General features: G+C 55.3%; 17 protein-coding genes, 1 pseudogene and 1 riboswitch. Of the genes and pseudogenes, 7 read left to right on the forward strand and 11 right to left on the reverse strand.

All coding sequences use genetic code 11. The features are described 5' to 3' along the window. Positions 1–25 precede the first annotated feature (25 nt). From ABEV74_RS00795 to ABEV74_RS00835, 9 genes are all read right to left on the reverse strand, one after another. Complete coding sequence (locus ABEV74_RS00795) at positions 26–409, reverse strand: class I SAM-dependent methyltransferase (RefSeq protein WP_309520839.1); 384 nt, start codon at positions 407–409, stop codon at positions 26–28. 96 nt (positions 410–505) lie between these two features. Continuing rightward, a complete protein-coding gene (locus ABEV74_RS00800; RefSeq protein ID WP_309479942.1) occupies positions 506–2,644 on the reverse strand; it encodes a heavy metal translocating P-type ATPase in 2,139 nt (712 codons plus the stop codon). Next, entirely contained in the window at positions 2,634–3,011 is a 378-nt protein-coding gene (locus ABEV74_RS00805; RefSeq protein WP_009225274.1) for an ArsR/SmtB family transcription factor, read from the reverse strand. The genes ABEV74_RS00800 and ABEV74_RS00805 overlap by 11 nt, the downstream gene beginning before the upstream one ends. A gap of 245 nt (positions 3,012–3,256) precedes the next feature. Further along, positions 3,257–3,592: a YolD-like family protein gene (locus tag ABEV74_RS00810; RefSeq protein WP_309478738.1), complete on the reverse strand. Its 336-nt coding sequence runs from the start codon at positions 3,590–3,592 to the stop codon at positions 3,257–3,259. Beyond that, positions 3,589–4,833, reverse strand: a complete 1,245-nt coding sequence (locus tag ABEV74_RS00815) for a DNA polymerase IV (RefSeq protein ID WP_055107622.1) — start codon at positions 4,831–4,833, stop codon at positions 3,589–3,591. The genes ABEV74_RS00810 and ABEV74_RS00815 overlap by 4 nt, the downstream gene beginning before the upstream one ends. Then, positions 4,830–5,207 (reverse strand): YhjD family protein, encoded by a 378-nt coding sequence (locus tag ABEV74_RS00820; RefSeq protein WP_430142789.1) that lies wholly within the window; start codon positions 5,205–5,207, stop codon positions 4,830–4,832. The genes ABEV74_RS00815 and ABEV74_RS00820 overlap by 4 nt, the downstream gene beginning before the upstream one ends. A gap of 96 nt (positions 5,208–5,303) precedes the next feature. Continuing rightward, on the reverse strand, positions 5,304–6,233 hold the full coding sequence (locus ABEV74_RS00825) for a DNA polymerase IV (RefSeq protein WP_430142791.1): 930 nt from the start codon (positions 6,231–6,233) through the stop codon (positions 5,304–5,306). Positions 6,234–6,236: 3 nt separating this feature from the next. Next, positions 6,237–6,614, reverse strand: a complete 378-nt coding sequence (locus ABEV74_RS00830) for a YhjD family protein (RefSeq protein WP_213529277.1) — start codon at positions 6,612–6,614, stop codon at positions 6,237–6,239. Positions 6,615–6,834: 220 nt separating this feature from the next. Then, a complete protein-coding gene (locus ABEV74_RS00835; RefSeq protein WP_430142793.1) occupies positions 6,835–7,116 on the reverse strand; it encodes a hypothetical protein in 282 nt (93 codons plus the stop codon). A 457-nt stretch (positions 7,117–7,573) separates the two neighbouring features. Beyond that, positions 7,574–7,695, forward strand: a riboswitch (TPP riboswitch). 188 nt (positions 7,696–7,883) lie between these two features. Between ABEV74_RS00835 and ABEV74_RS00840 the strand changes: the two genes are divergently transcribed. The 5 genes from ABEV74_RS00840 to ABEV74_RS00860 all read left to right on the forward strand — a co-directional run bounded on the left by ABEV74_RS00840 (position 7,884) and on the right by ABEV74_RS00860 (position 11,851). Further along, positions 7,884–8,921 carry an ABC transporter substrate-binding protein gene (locus ABEV74_RS00840; protein WP_062492521.1) on the forward strand — a complete coding sequence of 346 codons (1,038 nt, stop codon included), beginning with the start codon at positions 7,884–7,886 and terminating at the stop codon, positions 8,919–8,921. A gap of 90 nt (positions 8,922–9,011) precedes the next feature. Continuing rightward, positions 9,012–9,311 (forward strand): thiamine-binding protein, encoded by a 300-nt coding sequence (locus tag ABEV74_RS00845; RefSeq protein WP_062492522.1) that lies wholly within the window; start codon positions 9,012–9,014, stop codon positions 9,309–9,311. Beyond that, a complete protein-coding gene (locus ABEV74_RS00850; RefSeq protein WP_213529280.1) occupies positions 9,301–10,086 on the forward strand; it encodes an ABC transporter permease in 786 nt (261 codons plus the stop codon). Before ABEV74_RS00845 ends, ABEV74_RS00850 begins: the two co-directional genes overlap by 11 nt. Then, a complete protein-coding gene (locus ABEV74_RS00855; RefSeq protein ID WP_062492524.1) occupies positions 10,083–10,874 on the forward strand; it encodes an ABC transporter ATP-binding protein in 792 nt (263 codons plus the stop codon). The genes ABEV74_RS00850 and ABEV74_RS00855 overlap by 4 nt, the downstream gene beginning before the upstream one ends. Beyond that, positions 10,871–11,851, forward strand: a complete 981-nt coding sequence (locus tag ABEV74_RS00860) for a TatD family hydrolase (RefSeq protein ID WP_430142794.1) — start codon at positions 10,871–10,873, stop codon at positions 11,849–11,851. Before ABEV74_RS00855 ends, ABEV74_RS00860 begins: the two co-directional genes overlap by 4 nt. 626 nt (positions 11,852–12,477) lie before the next feature. Here ABEV74_RS00860 and ABEV74_RS00865 read toward each other — a convergent pair. Next, positions 12,478–13,410: a proline dehydrogenase family protein gene (locus ABEV74_RS00865; protein WP_430142796.1), complete on the reverse strand. Its 933-nt coding sequence runs from the start codon at positions 13,408–13,410 to the stop codon at positions 12,478–12,480. Positions 13,411–13,660: 250 nt separating this feature from the next. Between ABEV74_RS00865 and rsmD the strand changes: the two genes are divergently transcribed. Together rsmD and coaD are read left to right on the forward strand one after the other, a co-directional pair. Further along, the gene (gene rsmD, locus ABEV74_RS00870) at positions 13,661–14,254 is read left to right on the forward strand and encodes a 16S rRNA (guanine(966)-N(2))-methyltransferase RsmD (RefSeq protein WP_062492526.1); all 594 of its coding nucleotides are present in this window, start codon (positions 13,661–13,663) and stop codon (positions 14,252–14,254) included. Next, on the forward strand, positions 14,241–14,747 hold the full coding sequence (gene coaD / locus ABEV74_RS00875) for a pantetheine-phosphate adenylyltransferase (protein ID WP_062492527.1): 507 nt from the start codon (positions 14,241–14,243) through the stop codon (positions 14,745–14,747). Before rsmD ends, coaD begins: the two co-directional genes overlap by 14 nt. Positions 14,748–14,833: 86 nt before the next feature. On the opposite strand, the pseudogene ABEV74_RS00880 reads toward coaD, so the two are convergent. Continuing rightward, positions 14,834–15,480 (reverse strand): annotated as a pseudogene (locus ABEV74_RS00880) (hypothetical protein); the annotation flags it as partial.

Genomic DNA, 15,480 nt, shown 5'->3' on the forward strand with positions numbered 1-15,480 from the left:
CGTCCGATGTCCGTACCCATCGTTGCTACGATGGGACGAAGGATTTTTTTATTACCGGCAAATCCTGCGAGGGAGGGGCAAATTTATCGAAAATGATTATTCGCCCCCCAGCTCGCGTAACCCGAATCATTTCTTGAAAACATCGATTCGGCTCGGGGACAACGGATAAGATCAGATTTGCAATAACCATATCGAACGATTCCGGTGAAAAGGTCAATTCTTGCGCATCCATTTCTATGAACTTAAAATTGGGGGAGTCATATTTATTCCTAGCTCGATCAAGCATTTCGGATGATAAGTCAATTGCAGATACAGAAATATTTTTGTCCATAATGAACTGCAAATCTGCTCCTGTCCCGACGCCTACAAAAAGAACTTTTGCTTTTAGGCTTAATGTCGAGGTTCTCAAAGATCTTTTTCCGTGCCTTTAAAAAAGGACCGGAATTGAAAAGAGAATCATAAAAGGGTGCCCATAACCGATAAATCACTTTATTCCAACGGTTATTCATATCCGATTATTACCTCTGACTTTTAACAGACGAAGGCTATTCAATGTAACAATAAGCGTGGCCCCCATATCTGCGAAAATGGCCAACCATAACGTCAACCATCCAGGGACAATTAGAGCCAAAGCTAAGAGCTTAATACCAAGTGAAAACGTAATGTTCTGCTTGATGATTGCAAGGGTTTTTCGGCTTAGTCGAATCGTATAGGGTAATTTGCTTAAATCGTCAGCCATCAAAGCAATATCTGCGGTTTCGAGGGCAGTATCCGTACCCGCGCCGCCCATAGCGATACCAACCGTTGAAGCCGCGAGCGCAGGCGCGTCGTTAACGCCGTCGCCAATCATCGCAACTTTACCATAGTCTTTACGAAGCTGCTTGATGTAATCTAATTTATCTTGGGGCATTAGATCAGCTTTAACGTCTGTAACATTCAAACGCCGCCCGATTGCTTCGGCGGTTGCTTGATTATCACCCGTAAGCATAATCGTTTTCTTGATTCCAATTTCGTGTAATTGCTTAATTACGACTGTACTGGAATCACGCACTTCATCAGCGACTGCTATTAAGGCAAGAATCTGTTGTTCTGTGCCTAATACCATAACCGTTTTCCCTTGTTTTTGTAATTCTTCAATGCGCTGATTCGTTTCAACGCTGATGTCGGAATGAAGTTCAGCAAAGAGTTTCGGACTACCGACGTAATACAATTCCCCGTTTACATTGGCTTTAACACCTTTCCCGGTGATCGATTGGAAATCCTCAACGACTAGGGTTAGGTCTTCTCCGAGGTTTTCCGCTTTACGAACAATCGCGGATGCGAGCGGATGTTGCGAACCTTTTTCGATAACTGCCGCGATTGAAAGCAATTCATTTTCGTTTTTCGTTCCGAAAGTAACGACATCTGTTACTTCTGGAACCCCCTTCGTCAGAGTACCTGTTTTATCAAACGCAATTGCGGATAGTCTGCCGGCTTCCTCAAGGTGAATGCCGCCTTTGATAAGAACGCCATTTTTCGCCGCGTTGCCGATGGCTGTAACAATCGAAACAGGTGTCGAAATGACCAATGCGCAAGGACAGCCGACGACGAGCAACGCTAATCCTCGATATACCCAATCGCCCCAATCTGCACCGACGAACAGAGGTGGAACAACCGCAATACCTAATGCCAAAATCATAATCGCAGGTGTATAGTATTTCGCGAATCGGTCAACAAACGCTTGAGATGGCGCTCTTTCAGCTTGAGCTTCTTCAACAAGGTGAATAATTTTAGAAATCGTTGTATCCTCGACGCGCTTCGTTACTTTGACTTCAAGCAAACCTTCTTCGTTCAATGTACCAGCGAACACTTCATCGTCAATTGTTTTCGTCACGGGAACCGATTCGCCAGTAATCGCGGCTTGGTTAATGGTTGATGTTCCTTTAATAACAACACCATCCATTGCAAGTTTTTGACCTGGCTTTACAATCATGACATCGCCAACCTGTATATCATCGACGTTTACCGTAATTTCTTCGGAACCGCGTCGGATCAGAGCTTCCTTCGGTGCAATATCCATCAGGGAACGAATGGATTGACGCGCTTTTTCCATGGAGTAACGTTCCAAAACTTCACTGATCGCAAACAAGATAACGACAGTCGCGCCTTCGCCCCATTCTCCGATCGCCGCGGCACCGATGATGGCGACCGTCATTAGGGTGTTCATATCGAACTGAAGCCGGAAAAGATTTTTGATTCCTTTTTTAAATAATTCATAACCGCCGATAATAATAGAAGCCGCGTAAGAAATAGCGGATAAGATGCTTTCCTCACCGTACTGCTCACCTAATAAGTACCCTGCGACAAGCAAGATAGCCGAAAGCAGTACGTTCCAATGTTCTTTCCAGAAAGGCTTTTTCTTTTCAATAGATCGTTGCTTTTCAGGTGTAACTTTCAGGTTTTCAAACGCGCCGGCCTTTTCCAATTCCTCAACTGTAGTCCTTCCATAAACGGTGATTTTAGATGCTCCAAAATTGACTTGCGCGTCTTTTACGCCCGGCAAATTTTTTACATTTTTCTCGAAAATGCCTGCGCAATTCGTACAGGTAAAGCCTTGAACCCTGTAGACGTTTTTATCTTCGGTGTTTTCAATTTTATTTTCCATTGATGATCAACTCCCTCGAATGAGTAGAAGCTAGCTGCACCAGTTGACGAACATGGTCATCTTCCAGCGAATAAAAAACTAATTTACCATCCTTGCGGTATTTGGCTAGGCCAAGCTGTTTTAAGGTGCGAAGGTGGTGTGAGGCTGTGGCCATTGAAGAGCCGATGATGTTAGCCACATCACAAACACATAATTCATCCTCTTCGCACAGGGCAAAGGCGATTTTCATTCTTGTTTCGTCAGCTAAAACCTTGAACATCTTAATCATGCCTTGAATATTTTGTCTTTCGAGCGCATTTTGTACCTTTCGGACTTTAGGTTCGTCGTAACAGTAAATTTCACATGAATCCTTTTCTTTCCTGTTCATATCCTCACCTCAACAATCAAATCAATATTTGATTATCATCATACAATAAATCCATCGATTATTCAAATACTCATTTGATTATTTCCCAAGGGCATCTAAAATATTCAGGTTCGAGATCCACTAATTGTTCCTCTGTATCTATTGGCTCCTTTCAGACCTTTGCATATTTCAGTAAAAAAGAGCTATACCGGAAGCCATCTGCGATGACTTTTAAGGATAGCTCTTCAAGTTTTCCTTATTACAAATCATTTCCACATACCGTCAATAATGTCCGATACCTTTATCCAACGAAAATCATTGCCATGGGTGAATTTGATGTTTTTTTGTTGTAGATCAATTTTTGTCACGACTCCTGTTATTTCCGTTACATTAAATTCACCGAATAATACTAAAATTACCTCTTTCCTGAGCTGCATTGATTCAGCAATGAGCATGGATATCCGTTCCATTTCTTGATCATCTAATTGTGGCGGCGGACTCTTTCGCAAGTTCTGCTGGTGCAGGATGTAAGCCTCCCTGTGTTCCGGAAGCATCATTCTGGACGATTCGAACAGACCATTTCCTTGCAGTTTTTTACTCATTTATAATGTCCTCCAATTTTTTGCGCTCGATCCCGCGCTTGGCCCGAAGCTTTTAAAGAAGAGGCCCTCATGATCGCGGTGCTTCCGTATTTCTCTTTAATACGGTCAGTGGTTCTTTCCAACGCTAACTTTACTTCGCGGTTATTGAATAAAGTAAGCTGATATTCCTGATCGCTTACCAATTGACTTAAAGTGACCCCAATTTTTCGAATGGGCAACCCATCCCAATGTCGTTTAAATAGTTTTTTCGCTGCATGGAAAACCTCATCCGTGAGATTCGTCGGGTCGGGTAATTTCATTTGTCTGTAGAAGCCGGAAGGGTGATCAAAATCGGCTCCTTGACAACCTACCGAGACTACCGAGCCCATATAGCCTTTCGTTCGGGTTCGTTGACATACTAACTCCGAGAGTTCTAACAGGGGAACCATGATGTCGTCAAACTCCCGATAATCGAATGGAAGGGTCATCTGATGGCCGATTGCTTTTTGCAAATCGTGTGTACTTGGAGTTACCGGGGAATTATCCTTGCCGTTGGCAATAAGCCACAGAACTTCGCCATTCACTCCCCACTTGGATCTTAATTTTGCCAGGGGAGTCTGAGCCAACTGGCCAATTGTATATATCCCCATGCTCGTTAAATGCCGGCACATCCGGGAGCCCACCATAAACATCTGATGAATCGGCAAAGGCCAAAGCACTTCTTGCAGATCTTCCACAGGCAAGTGGAAAATACCCGAAGAATTACGTTTGGCGAAATTATCGCATGCCATTTTGGAGAGTACCTTATTTTCACTAATTCCAATGCGTACACGAACGCCCGTTTCTTTCATGACTTTATCCTGAATGCTCTTAGCAATCTCATGAGGATCGCCAAAAAGCTGTAAACTTCCCGTGACATCCAAATACTGTTCATCTATGCTGTACGGCTCTACCAAGTCAGTGTAGGATTGATAAATTTCTGTAATTTGCAAGGATACCCTGATGTATTCCTCCATACGAGGACGAATGACCACTAGATCAGGACATTTTGCAAGTGCCTCTCCAAGCCTTTCTGCAGTAGTAATACCATGTTGCTTTGCAAGGGGACACGCGGCGAGGATGATCCCGGAGCGACGGGCTGGGTCTCCTGCAACAACAACAGGTTGATCTTCATACTCGGGATGGGCGGCTTTTTCAACACTTGCGTAAAATGATTGACAATCCGCCAACATTACGATTCGACCTTTGTTATCGCTTTTCATAGGCTACTCCTTAAGTTGACGTTCAGATATTTACTCAAATATTTATTAAGCTCCGCTTTTACCAAACCCCAAAGCATAGAGAACCTATGTTGATAGCCCCTGCACAAATAACGGGCCTCAATGCACAATTCGGTTCGCTGTTGCTCGTACACCTTTATTCCTCTGCCGCGCATTTTTTTCCGAAGCAACGTAACGTCTGCAGTGATTAAATCTTGCGCAGATCGTAAGGCTCTTACATATACAACGTCCATCTTTAGCTTTACTGTCCCTAATGCTTTAATATCCCTTTCCAACACATCCAAAAGAATAGGGAGTAAAATGTATTCTTTGACCAATTGGAGGTCTCCTTCAGTCTCCAAGGGCGCTTGTGTCATACAATCAGCCTCCCGCCTAACTCCTCATTCGACACCTTCCCGCAAAATTGAGCATAAATAGACAGAATTATGCTCAATATTTATTTATGCTCAATATTAAACTGCCCAAAAAACACTGTTTTTCCAGGCGATTAAAGGCTTTTTAGTTTTATGCACACATATTTTAATATTGATACCCAAAAGGACGACGTTGATATCGTCCGGATTTTGGTAATCGTACGGCAGCGTCGTCTGGCGGCCGATCCCTTTCTGCCGGTCGAAGGCGTCGGGCGTTACGGGCGAATCGTCGTAGCCGTTCGCCGTCCGCCACATCACTTCGCTCCATATATCGCACTGCTTCTTCATATACGTTTTCATTTTCCGCTTCAGCTCGGGCAGCGGCGTGCGGGCGAGCTTGCCGATCGTGTCGATCCCGATCTGCCGCAGATGGTTCATCGTGCGGGTGCCGACGCCGAACAGGCAGTCCGTCGGGCGGACCCAAAGCTCTTCCATATTGTCGCGGGTTAATTGAAACACGCCCGTTTCGTTCTTTTTGGCGAAATTGTCGCAGGCCATTTTGGCCAATATCTTGTTTTCGCCGATCCCTATGCGGGTATAAATGCCCGTTTCGTTGCGCACCCGTATCTGGATATGCCGGGCGAGCTCGAGCGGGGTGCATTGAAAATGAGCCAGGCTGGCCGAAACGTCGATAAACTGCTCGTCGATGCTAAACGGCTCCACCAGATCGGAATACGACTCCAAAATGTTCGTAATTTGCATGGAAGCGCGAATGTACGTTTCCATCCTCGGCCGGCGCACGACCAAATCCGGACATTTGGCCAGCGCCTGGCCCAACGCTTCCCCCGTCACAATGCCGAACTTCTTCGCCAGCGGACAGGCGGCGAGCACGATGCCGCTCCGCCGTTCGGGATCCCCGGCTACGACGAGCGGTTGATCGCGGTACCAGGGAGCGGCCGCTTTCTCGACCGATGCGTAGAAAGATTGGCAGTCCGCAAGGAAAATGACGCGCTTCTCGCTGCTGTTCATTTGTCAATCTCCGCCTTCAATCTGGATGTTCAGACGGTCCGCCAGTCCGATTTCCATTTCCGCCCGGATCAGATCCCAGAGCAGCACCATGCGGTGCTCGTAGCCCCGGCACCGGTACCGGGCCGACAGCGAAAACCGGGTGCGGCGCGTCCCGTATACTTGGATGCTGCGGGATTTCAATTCGCCGTTCAGCTCATGTTGTCTTCGGATCACCCCTTCCTGAATCCGGCGCAGGACGGCTGCATAAAGGGAAGGAAACGTAAAGCCGCCGGAACCGACGGCGGCAATGTCCCGCTCCAGCACATCGAGCATGACCGGAATGATCAGGGACTCTTTGACCAGAAGCAGCTCCTCTTCCGTGGGCAAAGGAGATTGCGGCATTCCGGTTCCCCCCGACTATGAGGTACTGGGCATTCATTATTATATAACGAACAAACGTTCGCTATGCAAGTGGTAAAAAATAACGCCAGAAGGCGGAATCGGGCGGAGAAAAGGCCCGCCAGGCCTATGCCGGGCGGACCTTTGAACCGAAATAGCCCACTCAGAAAGGGACAGCGAACCGCCCTTTTCGCAACGCGAAAGTGTACGCGAACGGCAACCGCTACCTCAGTTTTTTCAAACCGTGGGATTTGTGGAATCCGCGCGAGCGGCGTATGTCTTGCGCTCCCCGGACCCCCTGCGTGCCGCCGTCCGGACCGTAAGGCCCAACTTCGTCGCGCACGGAATAAACGTAGCGGTGATGATAAACCGGGATACAGTGGTGACGGTTTACGATTTCAATCGGATGAATGACATGGACGCGCTGCGGGTGACAAATATCGCGGTATATTCGGCGCGGCGGATCGTAAACGGCGGCGTCCGGACAAAAAGGTCGACAGTACATCTGGTTCTCTCCTTTCGGTTGGACTTACAATAGTATACGGGCACTGGGAATTAATGCTTGTGCGAATGCCTCGCGGACAAATGCCGGATTATGCGGGACAAGATGAAAAACAATCCTTTGTTCCTTGGAAACAGTCCATACCAGCCTGCCGAAGGAGTCGTATCGAGCTAGCCGAAAGGCTGTGCGCCAGGCTCGGAACGCTGGCGCCCGTGAGCGCCGCGGCCGCCGTCGACGCGGGACCGCATGAGGCGCATATGCTGCAGCTGGACAGCGCGAAAGCGAGGTCGCGGCTCGGCTGGCGGCCGGTATGGGGAATCGCAGAGATATTTTTATGGAGTATTACAAAGATGAGCCGTACTGCGCCGACGTGCTGGCCTGGATTCGAAGCATAGGGTCGGGGAAATCGCGGTAGCTTTTTTGCCGCCTTCTGCTATAATAGAAATCAGCTGTTCACAACCGCATAGCACCGGGGAGCTGGAGAGGCCGGCTGAGAGGGGATTCCGCTTGCGTGCGCAACAAATCCCGACCCGTATACCTGATCTGGATAATGCCAGCGTAGGAACTGATTTATTGATTGCGCGTTGCCGCGCGTAAGCCGGGGTTGCTCGTGCGGACGCACGCGTACGGCATTCGGACGCCCTCCAGACGGAGGGCGTTTTTTTTATTGAACGGGCTAGCGCCCGGGTTCCGTTTCGGCCTTCGGACTGTGCGATTGCGTGAACGGATGACAGGTCGTTAGGACCGGTAAAAGAAGGGGAGAAATCATCATGAAAACAGACAGACGCTTCAGCCGAAAATGGGGGATCGCGGCCATCGCGCTCGCGCTGCTGCTGTCCGCGTGCGGCTCGTCCGGAGGCGCCAAAGATCCGGAGGCGCAGACGGGAGAGGGGGAGCCGCAGGAGAAGGAGCTGACGAAAGTGCAGCTTGTGCTCGACTGGACGCCGAATACGAACCATACGGGGCTCTATGTGGCGCGGGACAAAGGCTTCTTCAAGGAGCAGGGGCTCGATGTGGAAATCGTGCAGCCGGGCGAAGCGGGCGCGGACGCGATGGTGGCGAAAGGGACGGCCGAATTCGGCGTGAGCTATCAGGAGAGCGTGACGCTGGCGCGCGTGCAAGGGGTGCCGATCGTGTCGATCGCGGCGGTCATCCAGCACAACACGTCGGGCTTTGCCGCTCCCGCCGACAAAAATATCAAGGAGCCGAAAGATTTCGAAGGCAAAAAGTACGGCGGCTGGGGTTCGCCGGTGGAAGAAGCGATGCTGGCCTCGATTATGGAGGAGCAGGGCGCGGACGTCAGCAAGGTCGATATCGTTAACATCGGCAACGCCGATTTCTTTACGGCCGTGAAGCGGGACATCGATTTCGCCTGGATTTTCTATGCCTGGACGGGAATCGAAGCGGAGCTGCGCGGCGAGAAGCTGGACATCCTCTATGTCGCGGACTATAGCGACAAGCTGGACTACTATACGCCGGTGCTGACGACGAGCGAGTCGCTGATCGCGGAAAAGCCGGAGCTTGTCAAGGCTTTCCTGGCGGGCGCGGCGAAAGGATACGAATTCGCGATCGACAATCCGGAGGAAGCGGCCGAAGTGCTGATCGCCGCCGAACCGGATCTTAACGCGGAGCTCGTTCGCGCCAGCCAGAAGTGGCTCAGTCCGAAGTATCGCGACGATGCTCCCCGCTGGGGCGAACAGAAGCTCGAAGTTTGGCAAAAGTATGCCGAGTGGATGTATGAACATAAGCTGCTGGAGAAGGAGCTCGAAGCGGAGAAGGCGTTCACGAACGACTTCCTGCCGGGCTGACCGCCGCGGTTCAGCGGCGCGCACGGGCTCGTTGGTCCCGCGCCGCTGCCCGCGGCTGTTCATATTTTCAGGTGAAGGGGAGAGCAAGCGATGGCGAATGCGCTGGTAAGCATCCAAATATTGCCGACGACGCCGGGAGGGGAAAGCGTCTATCCGTACGTCGACCGGGCGATCGACATCATCAAGGCGTCCGGGGTGCCGTACCGGGTCGGCCCGCTGGAGACGACGATGGAAGGGGAACTCGGCGAGCTGCTCGGCATTGTCGAACGAATGAGCGAGGCGATGGCGGAGCTCGGTTGTCCGTCCGTCATCTCGCAGGTCAAGATCTATTACAATCCGTCCGGCGCCTCGATGGACCGGCTGTTGGAGAAATATCCCGATGGGAAATAAAGGAACGCTGCGTGTCATCTGGCCGCCGGCCGCGCTGTCGCTGCTCGGTCTGGCCGCTTGGCAGCTCGTCTCCGATCTCGGGCTGATCGAGCCGTGGCTGCTGCCGTCGCCGCTCGCCATTGCGCGGGAGGCGCTGGCGATCGCACCGCGGCTGCTGGAGCATGCGGCGGCAACGGCGCAGCTGACGCTGATCGGCTTCGCTGCGGGAACGGCGGCGGGCCTTGCGCTCGCCGCCTTGCTGCATCTGCTGCCAGGCGTCAAGGCGGCGCTCTATCCGCTGCTCGTCCTGTCGCAAAATATCCCGATTATCGTCATCGGCCCGCTGTTTCTGATCTGGTTCGGCTTTACGCTGCTTCCCAAGGTGCTGCTCGTGGCGCTCGTCTGCTTTTTCCCGGTATGCGTGGCGATGCTGACGGGCCTTGCGCAAAGCGATCCGCATCTGGCCGAATATATGCGCATGATCGGCGCGAACAAGCGGGAGATGCTGTGGAAGCTGGAGCTGCCGAATGCGATGCCGTATCTGTTTTCGGGGCTGAAAATCGCCGCCACCTACAGCGTGATGAGCGGCGTCATCGCGGAGTGGATCGGCGCGGAGAAAGGACTCGGCTATTTCATGCTGCTGTCGTCCAAAGGCTTTCAGCCGGCGAGGGTGTTCGCGGCCGTGGCGCTCGTCGTGGCGATGAGCCTCGCGCTGTTCGCTGCCGCTGCCGCTGCGGAGCGGCTGTTCATCCGCTGGCGTCCGGCTGGCGGAGACGAAGGGGGGCGGCCGAAATGAAGGATGCTGTGCCGGCGCTCGAAATCGCCGGTCTGCGCAAAAGCTTTGGCCGGGGGAAAGCGTCCCGCGAAGTGCTGGGCGGCGTATCGCTGACGGTGAACGAGGGCGAATTCGTCTCGCTGATCGGCCCGTCGGGCAGCGGGAAGACGACGCTGTTCCGGCTGATCGGCGGACTCGAGCGGCCTGACGCCGGGGATATCCGCATCGGCGGCAGACCGGCGAACGGACGGCGGGGGCTCATCGCGTACATGCCCCAGCAAGCGTCGCTCATGCCCTGGCGGACGGTCGCGGCCAACGTCGAGCTGGCGCTCGAAATCGCCGGCGTACCCCGGCGGGAGGCGCGGACGCAATCGCGGGAATGGCTCGCGCGCATTGGCCTTGGCGATTATGCCGAATCGTATCCGCATCTGTTGTCGGGCGGCATGCAGCAGCGCGTATCGTTTCTGCGGGCGCTGCTGTCGCCGCAGCCGCTCATGTGTCTGGACGAGCCCTTCGGCGCGCTCGATGCGCTGACGCGGCTTAGGATGCAGCGCTGGCTGCTGTCGATCTGGGAGCAAAACCGCCGCGCGGTGCTGTTCGTCACGCACAGCATCGAGGAGGCGCTGCTCCTGTCCGACCGCGTGCTGGTGCTGTCGCCTTCGCCGGCCGCCGTGATTTACGAGCGGAAGGTGCCGTTTCCGCGTCCGCGGGATGAAGCGTTGTGGACGTCGCCGGAATTCAATGCGATCAAGCAGGACATTTACGAACGGCTGCAAGCGTACGGAGAAGTCGGGGAGGGAGCGCGATGAGCGTCAAGGCATACGAGGAGAAAGCGGGAGCGTCGGGCAAGCCGCAAACGGCGGGAGCGGAGGCGAGACCGGGGACGCCGGAGGCGGGCGTGGCCGCGGCTTCGCCGAAAAAGCCCGAAAAGCCGGAAACGGCGGGGGCGTCGGGCGTACCGGGCGTGGCGGAGCGGCCGCTCGTCTGGATGGACGCCCATCTGCACGTCGACCTGTACGACGAAGACGAGCGCGGTCCGCTGCTCGAACGCGCATTTGCACACGGCGTCGCCCATGTCGTCGCGGTGTCGATGGATCTTGCTTCCTGCATGCGCAACGCGGAACTGGCGCGCCGTTATCCGGGACGGGTTCATCCGGCTTACGGCTGGCATCCCGAGCAGCCGCTGCCGGATGCGGAGACGGAAGAGCGGCTGTTCGCCTGGATTCGCGCCCGGCATAACGCCGGGGAGCCGTTCGCGATCGGCGAGGTGGGGCTGCCCTATTACACGCGCACCGAAGCGGAAGGAGGCGGCAGGCGGTTCGACGAAGCGCCGTATATCCGGCTGCTCGACCGGTTCGCGGCGCTCGCCGCCGAGCTGGATCGCCCCATCGCGCTGCATGCGGTATACGAGGATGCGGACAAGGCGTGCGCGCTGCTGGAACGGCACGGCGTCCGCCGCGCCCATTTCCACTGGTTCAAGGGTTCGGACGAAACGATCGCCCGCCTGGCCGCCCGGCGCTTCTATATATCGGTTACGCCGGACGTCGAATACGAGCCCGACATTCGGGAGCTTGTCCGGCGATATCCGCTCGAACTGATCATGACCGAGACGGACGGCCCGTGGCCGTTCGAGGGGTCGATGGCCGGCCGCAAGACCCGTCCGGAGATGACGGCGGACGTTGTCCGGCATATCGCCGCGATCAAAGGGCTTTCGGCCGAAGAGACGGCGGCGGCGCTGCTGCGCAACGGCCGGCGGTTTTACGGGCTGGAAGGGGCGGACGGCTGACGGCGGCTTCCGGCCGGCCTGTTCAATAAGATGAAGCCTCGCGGCCTTAGCGGCTTGCGGGGCTTCGTCCGTAACGTTGAAATTTACTTTAACGCCAAGTTCATACATGCTTTTTCAGCTATAGACCTTAGTCTAAACCATTCTTATTGACTGAAATGGGAGGGGAGAATATCCTTGCCCTCAACCGAGAAAATTCACTAACCCACCGTTCTTATTAATCATCGGTAAGTTATTGTGATGGCACATCCGGGGACAACAGTAGCAAGAACAACTCCTCGTACAGCATCAATCATCTCTCAAGCATCCCCTCCAGGTTAATTAAATTCGTAACCCCGCGGCCTAAGTCGAAATTGCCGGTACACTGTAAGTATCAGTAAAATCAAGCGAATAAGCAAAAAATTCGGGCGCCCCTTTCGGGACGCCCTTTCATGGGAGAGGAGAAACCGGACGAAGAGCTTATGGGGAAACGTAAGTCTTCTCCGCGGTTGTCTACGGCATCTTTCGACGCCGCTAATTACATGATGAACCGGAAAGGTTTTTTTTATACGCGGCATCCCCAAAAATGTTTAAAAATTTCATGTTCGCGCGATCGTTCGGCCAAAGACAGGAGGCAGACATCGCTCGTATCAGCGGCGCGCGAGCAGATTTCGGACGATAAAGCCGACGTTGGCGGGCCGCTCCGCCAGGCGGCGGACGAAATACGGGTACCACATTCGGCCGTAAGGCACATAGCTGCGCACGGTGTAGCCCTCTCGGGCGAGCTCTTCCTGCAGCGGCGTGCGGATGCCGTACAGCATTTGAAATTCGAAGCGGTCGCGCGGTATCCGCTTCCGCTTCGCATACCATTTCGTCCAATCGATAATGTCGGTGTCATGCGTCGCCACCGCCGAATAGACGCCGGAGTCGAGACGCGTCCCGATAAGCTGCCGGAAATTGGCGTCGACGTCCCGGCGATTCGGGAAGGCGATGCGCGGCGGTTCCTTGTAAGCGCCTTTCACAAGGCGCAGGTTGACGCCTTCGGCCGTCAACTCGACGACATCTTTCCCGCTCCGGTACAGATAGGCCTGGATGACCGTGCCGACGTTGGGCAAGCCTTCCCGCCGCAGAGCGCGTACGAGATCGATCGTTGCCGCGGTATACGGACTGTTCTCCATATCGAGGCGGACGAACATGCCGTGCCGGCTTGCCGCTTCGGCAATCGCGCGGATCCGTTCCAGACACGCGCCGCGATCGAGCGAAAGCCCCATCTGCGTCGGCTTGAGCGAGACGTTGCCGGTCACGCCATCCCGGGCGATCGCGTCGACAAGCCGCAAATATTCGGTCCGATAATTGTCCGCTTCCGCCGGGTCGCGGACGCTCTCCCCGAGATGATCGACCGTCACCGCGATCCCTTTGGCATTGAGCGCCTTGATTTTCTCCAGCGCTTCCTCCAGCGTTTCGCCGGCTACGAACCGCCCCGCTCCGAGCTTCATTCCGTACCGGTTGGACAACGATTCCGCCAGCCGGTTGCCTGCCAGTCCGAGCAGCATCGAACGAAACAGACGCGTCCCCCAATCCATCGCCACCACTCCTCCCGTATGCGCCGTTGCCGCCGCCGTTCGGATCCGAAAGGAAGCCGTTCGGGCGCATTCCTTCGTTTATATATAGGCGGCCGGGCGACGCGCCATGACTGGGGACAGGCCGGCTGCCGCTGCCCACTTCGTCCGGTTCGGGAGCGGGGAAATGCGCATGCCCCGGCTTTCGCGAGCCGGGAAAAGTGTGGTACGATAGCAGAAGCGAAATCGCCGATGAAAGGGGAAAAAGCTCAACGTGAGAGTCATCGCGGGAACGGCGAAAGGGCGGCCGCTTCGGGCGGTGCCCGGCATGAATACAAGGCCGACGACGGATAAGGTGAAGGAAGCGATCTTCAGCATGATCGGCCCGTATTTTGACGGCGGTTGGGCGCTCGACCTGTTCGCCGGCACCGGCGGTCTCGGCATCGAAGCGCTCAGCCGGGGAGCGGAGCGGGCGGTGTTCGTCGATCGCGATCGGCAGAGCGTCGATGTCGTCCGCCGCAACGTGGAGGCGGCCGGCATGGCGGACCGGGCCGAAATTTACCGCAACGACGCGGACCGTGCGATCAAAGCGCTCGGAAAGCGCGGCCTGGAGTTCCGTCTCGTATTTCTGGATCCGCCATACCGGATGACCGATATGGACAAGGTTATGGGGGAGATGGACAAGCTCGGACTGCTTGAGGATGGCGCATCGATCGTCGTCGAGCACGATTCCGCGCATACATATCCGGAACAGGCAGGACCATTTATTCAACAGAAGCATTCGCGCTACGGGGAAACGGCGGTTACGATCTATACGTACCGGGCGGACCGGGGCGCGCGGGGAGGACGCGAACATGCAACCGAATGAACAGCAGCAGTCCCAGCGAATCGCCGTATATCCGGGCAGTTTCGACCCGGTCACATACGGCCATCTCGATATTATCCGGCGGGCGGCGAAGCAATTCGATCGCCTCATCGTGGCGGTACTGAACAATACGAGCAAAAATCCGCTGTTTACGATAGAGGAGCGCAAGCAGCTGCTTGCCGAGGTGACGCGCGATTTGCCCAACGTGACGATCGACGGCTTCCGCGATCTGCTCGTGCGCTTCATGCGCTCGCGGCAGGCGCAGGTCATCGTGCGGGGCATCCGTTCGGTTACCGATTTCGAGTACGAGCTGCAGATGGCGTCGTTGAACCATCAGCTGGACGGGGAAATTGAAACGATCTTTATGATGACCAACCCCAAATATTCGTATTTGAGCTCCAGCATGGTGAAGGAGATCGCCAAGTTCAACGGCCCCATTCACGAGCTGGTGCCGCCGGAGGTCGAACGCGCGCTGGCGCAAAAATATTCCGATTGAATCGCAAACAACCATTTCTATACTCGTATCGTAAAAATGCCGCATCGTTTCGCGAGGCGGCGGCAGGCGGTTCATGCGCATGGCCGCTAGCGGCCGCGCGAGCGCGACGCGGGCCACGAGCAGAGGGCGAGCAGCCCGAGCGCCAGACCGCATAGCGCCACAAGCATCGGCACGAAGGGCCAGACGGAAGGCAGATCGCCGGCCCGGACCGCCGCGGGGATGGCGGCCGTCCCGCTTGCGAAGGCCGCGATTTCGCCGAAGCCGGCGAGCGTCCAGACGGCGGCCGCCGGCCGCCACAGCAGCATGACGGCGGCGAATGCGGCGGTGGCATGGACGAGACGGGCGGCAACGAGCGGCCAAAGCCGCAAGCCGCTTTTCGCAAGCGAAACGGACGCCTGCAGAATGGCGCCGAATCCGCCCCAGGCGAGCGTGGCGGCCAGCAGGGCGACGGTCCACGCCGTGCCGCCGGGCCCGTCCCAGGAAGCGGCGGCATAGGCGCCGATATGGCCTTCCAGCAGTGCCGGAAGGGCGAACGGCCACGCCGCGGGGAACGCATCCTGCAGCATCCGAACGGCCACGGCGCAGACGATGATCAGTCCGCCGACGGCCATCAGCTTCTGCACGCTGCCCGTTACCGCGTCTCCCAGCGCCTGCCCGAAGCTTCTGCCGTCCGCGCGCCGGCTGTCGGCCATCGCGCGCGCGGCGCGGCCAAGCAGCCGCCGCGGAGCGGAAC

This window comes from Paenibacillus cisolokensis (assembly GCF_050481165.1).
In the GTDB taxonomy this organism is placed as follows: domain Bacteria; phylum Bacillota; class Bacilli; order Paenibacillales; family Paenibacillaceae; genus Paenibacillus_AH; species Paenibacillus_AH cisolokensis.

What these genes read in the sequence shown, in the direction of transcription:
- ABEV74_RS00840 (WP_062492521.1), top strand. Translation starts at nt 7,884, where the DNA reads ATGAAAACAGACAGACGCTTCAGCCGAAAATGGGGGATCGCGGCCATC.
- ABEV74_RS00815 (WP_055107622.1), bottom strand. Translation starts at nt 4,833, where the DNA reads ATGAAAAGCGATAACAAAGGTCGAATCGTAATGTTGGCGGATTGTCAA.
- ABEV74_RS00845 (WP_062492522.1), top strand. Translation starts at nt 9,012, where the DNA reads ATGGCGAATGCGCTGGTAAGCATCCAAATATTGCCGACGACGCCGGGA.
- coaD (WP_062492527.1), top strand. Translation starts at nt 14,241, where the DNA reads ATGCAACCGAATGAACAGCAGCAGTCCCAGCGAATCGCCGTATATCCG.
- ABEV74_RS00800 (WP_309479942.1), bottom strand. Translation starts at nt 2,644, where the DNA reads ATGGAAAATAAAATTGAAAACACCGAAGATAAAAACGTCTACAGGGTT.
- ABEV74_RS00865 (WP_430142796.1), bottom strand. Translation starts at nt 13,410, where the DNA reads ATGGATTGGGGGACGCGTCTGTTTCGTTCGATGCTGCTCGGACTGGCA.
- ABEV74_RS00855 (WP_062492524.1), top strand. Translation starts at nt 10,083, where the DNA reads ATGAAGGATGCTGTGCCGGCGCTCGAAATCGCCGGTCTGCGCAAAAGC.
- ABEV74_RS00850 (WP_213529280.1), top strand. Translation starts at nt 9,301, where the DNA reads ATGGGAAATAAAGGAACGCTGCGTGTCATCTGGCCGCCGGCCGCGCTG.
- ABEV74_RS00860 (WP_430142794.1), top strand. Translation starts at nt 10,871, where the DNA reads ATGAGCGTCAAGGCATACGAGGAGAAAGCGGGAGCGTCGGGCAAGCCG.
- ABEV74_RS00805 (WP_009225274.1), bottom strand. Translation starts at nt 3,011, where the DNA reads ATGAACAGGAAAGAAAAGGATTCATGTGAAATTTACTGTTACGACGAA.
- ABEV74_RS00820 (WP_430142789.1), bottom strand. Translation starts at nt 5,207, where the DNA reads ATGACACAAGCGCCCTTGGAGACTGAAGGAGACCTCCAATTGGTCAAA.
- ABEV74_RS00810 (WP_309478738.1), bottom strand. Translation starts at nt 3,592, where the DNA reads ATGAGTAAAAAACTGCAAGGAAATGGTCTGTTCGAATCGTCCAGAATG.
- ABEV74_RS00830 (WP_213529277.1), bottom strand. Translation starts at nt 6,614, where the DNA reads ATGCCGCAATCTCCTTTGCCCACGGAAGAGGAGCTGCTTCTGGTCAAA.
- ABEV74_RS00835 (WP_430142793.1), bottom strand. Translation starts at nt 7,116, where the DNA reads ATGTACTGTCGACCTTTTTGTCCGGACGCCGCCGTTTACGATCCGCCG.
- ABEV74_RS00825 (WP_430142791.1), bottom strand. Translation starts at nt 6,233, where the DNA reads ATGAACAGCAGCGAGAAGCGCGTCATTTTCCTTGCGGACTGCCAATCT.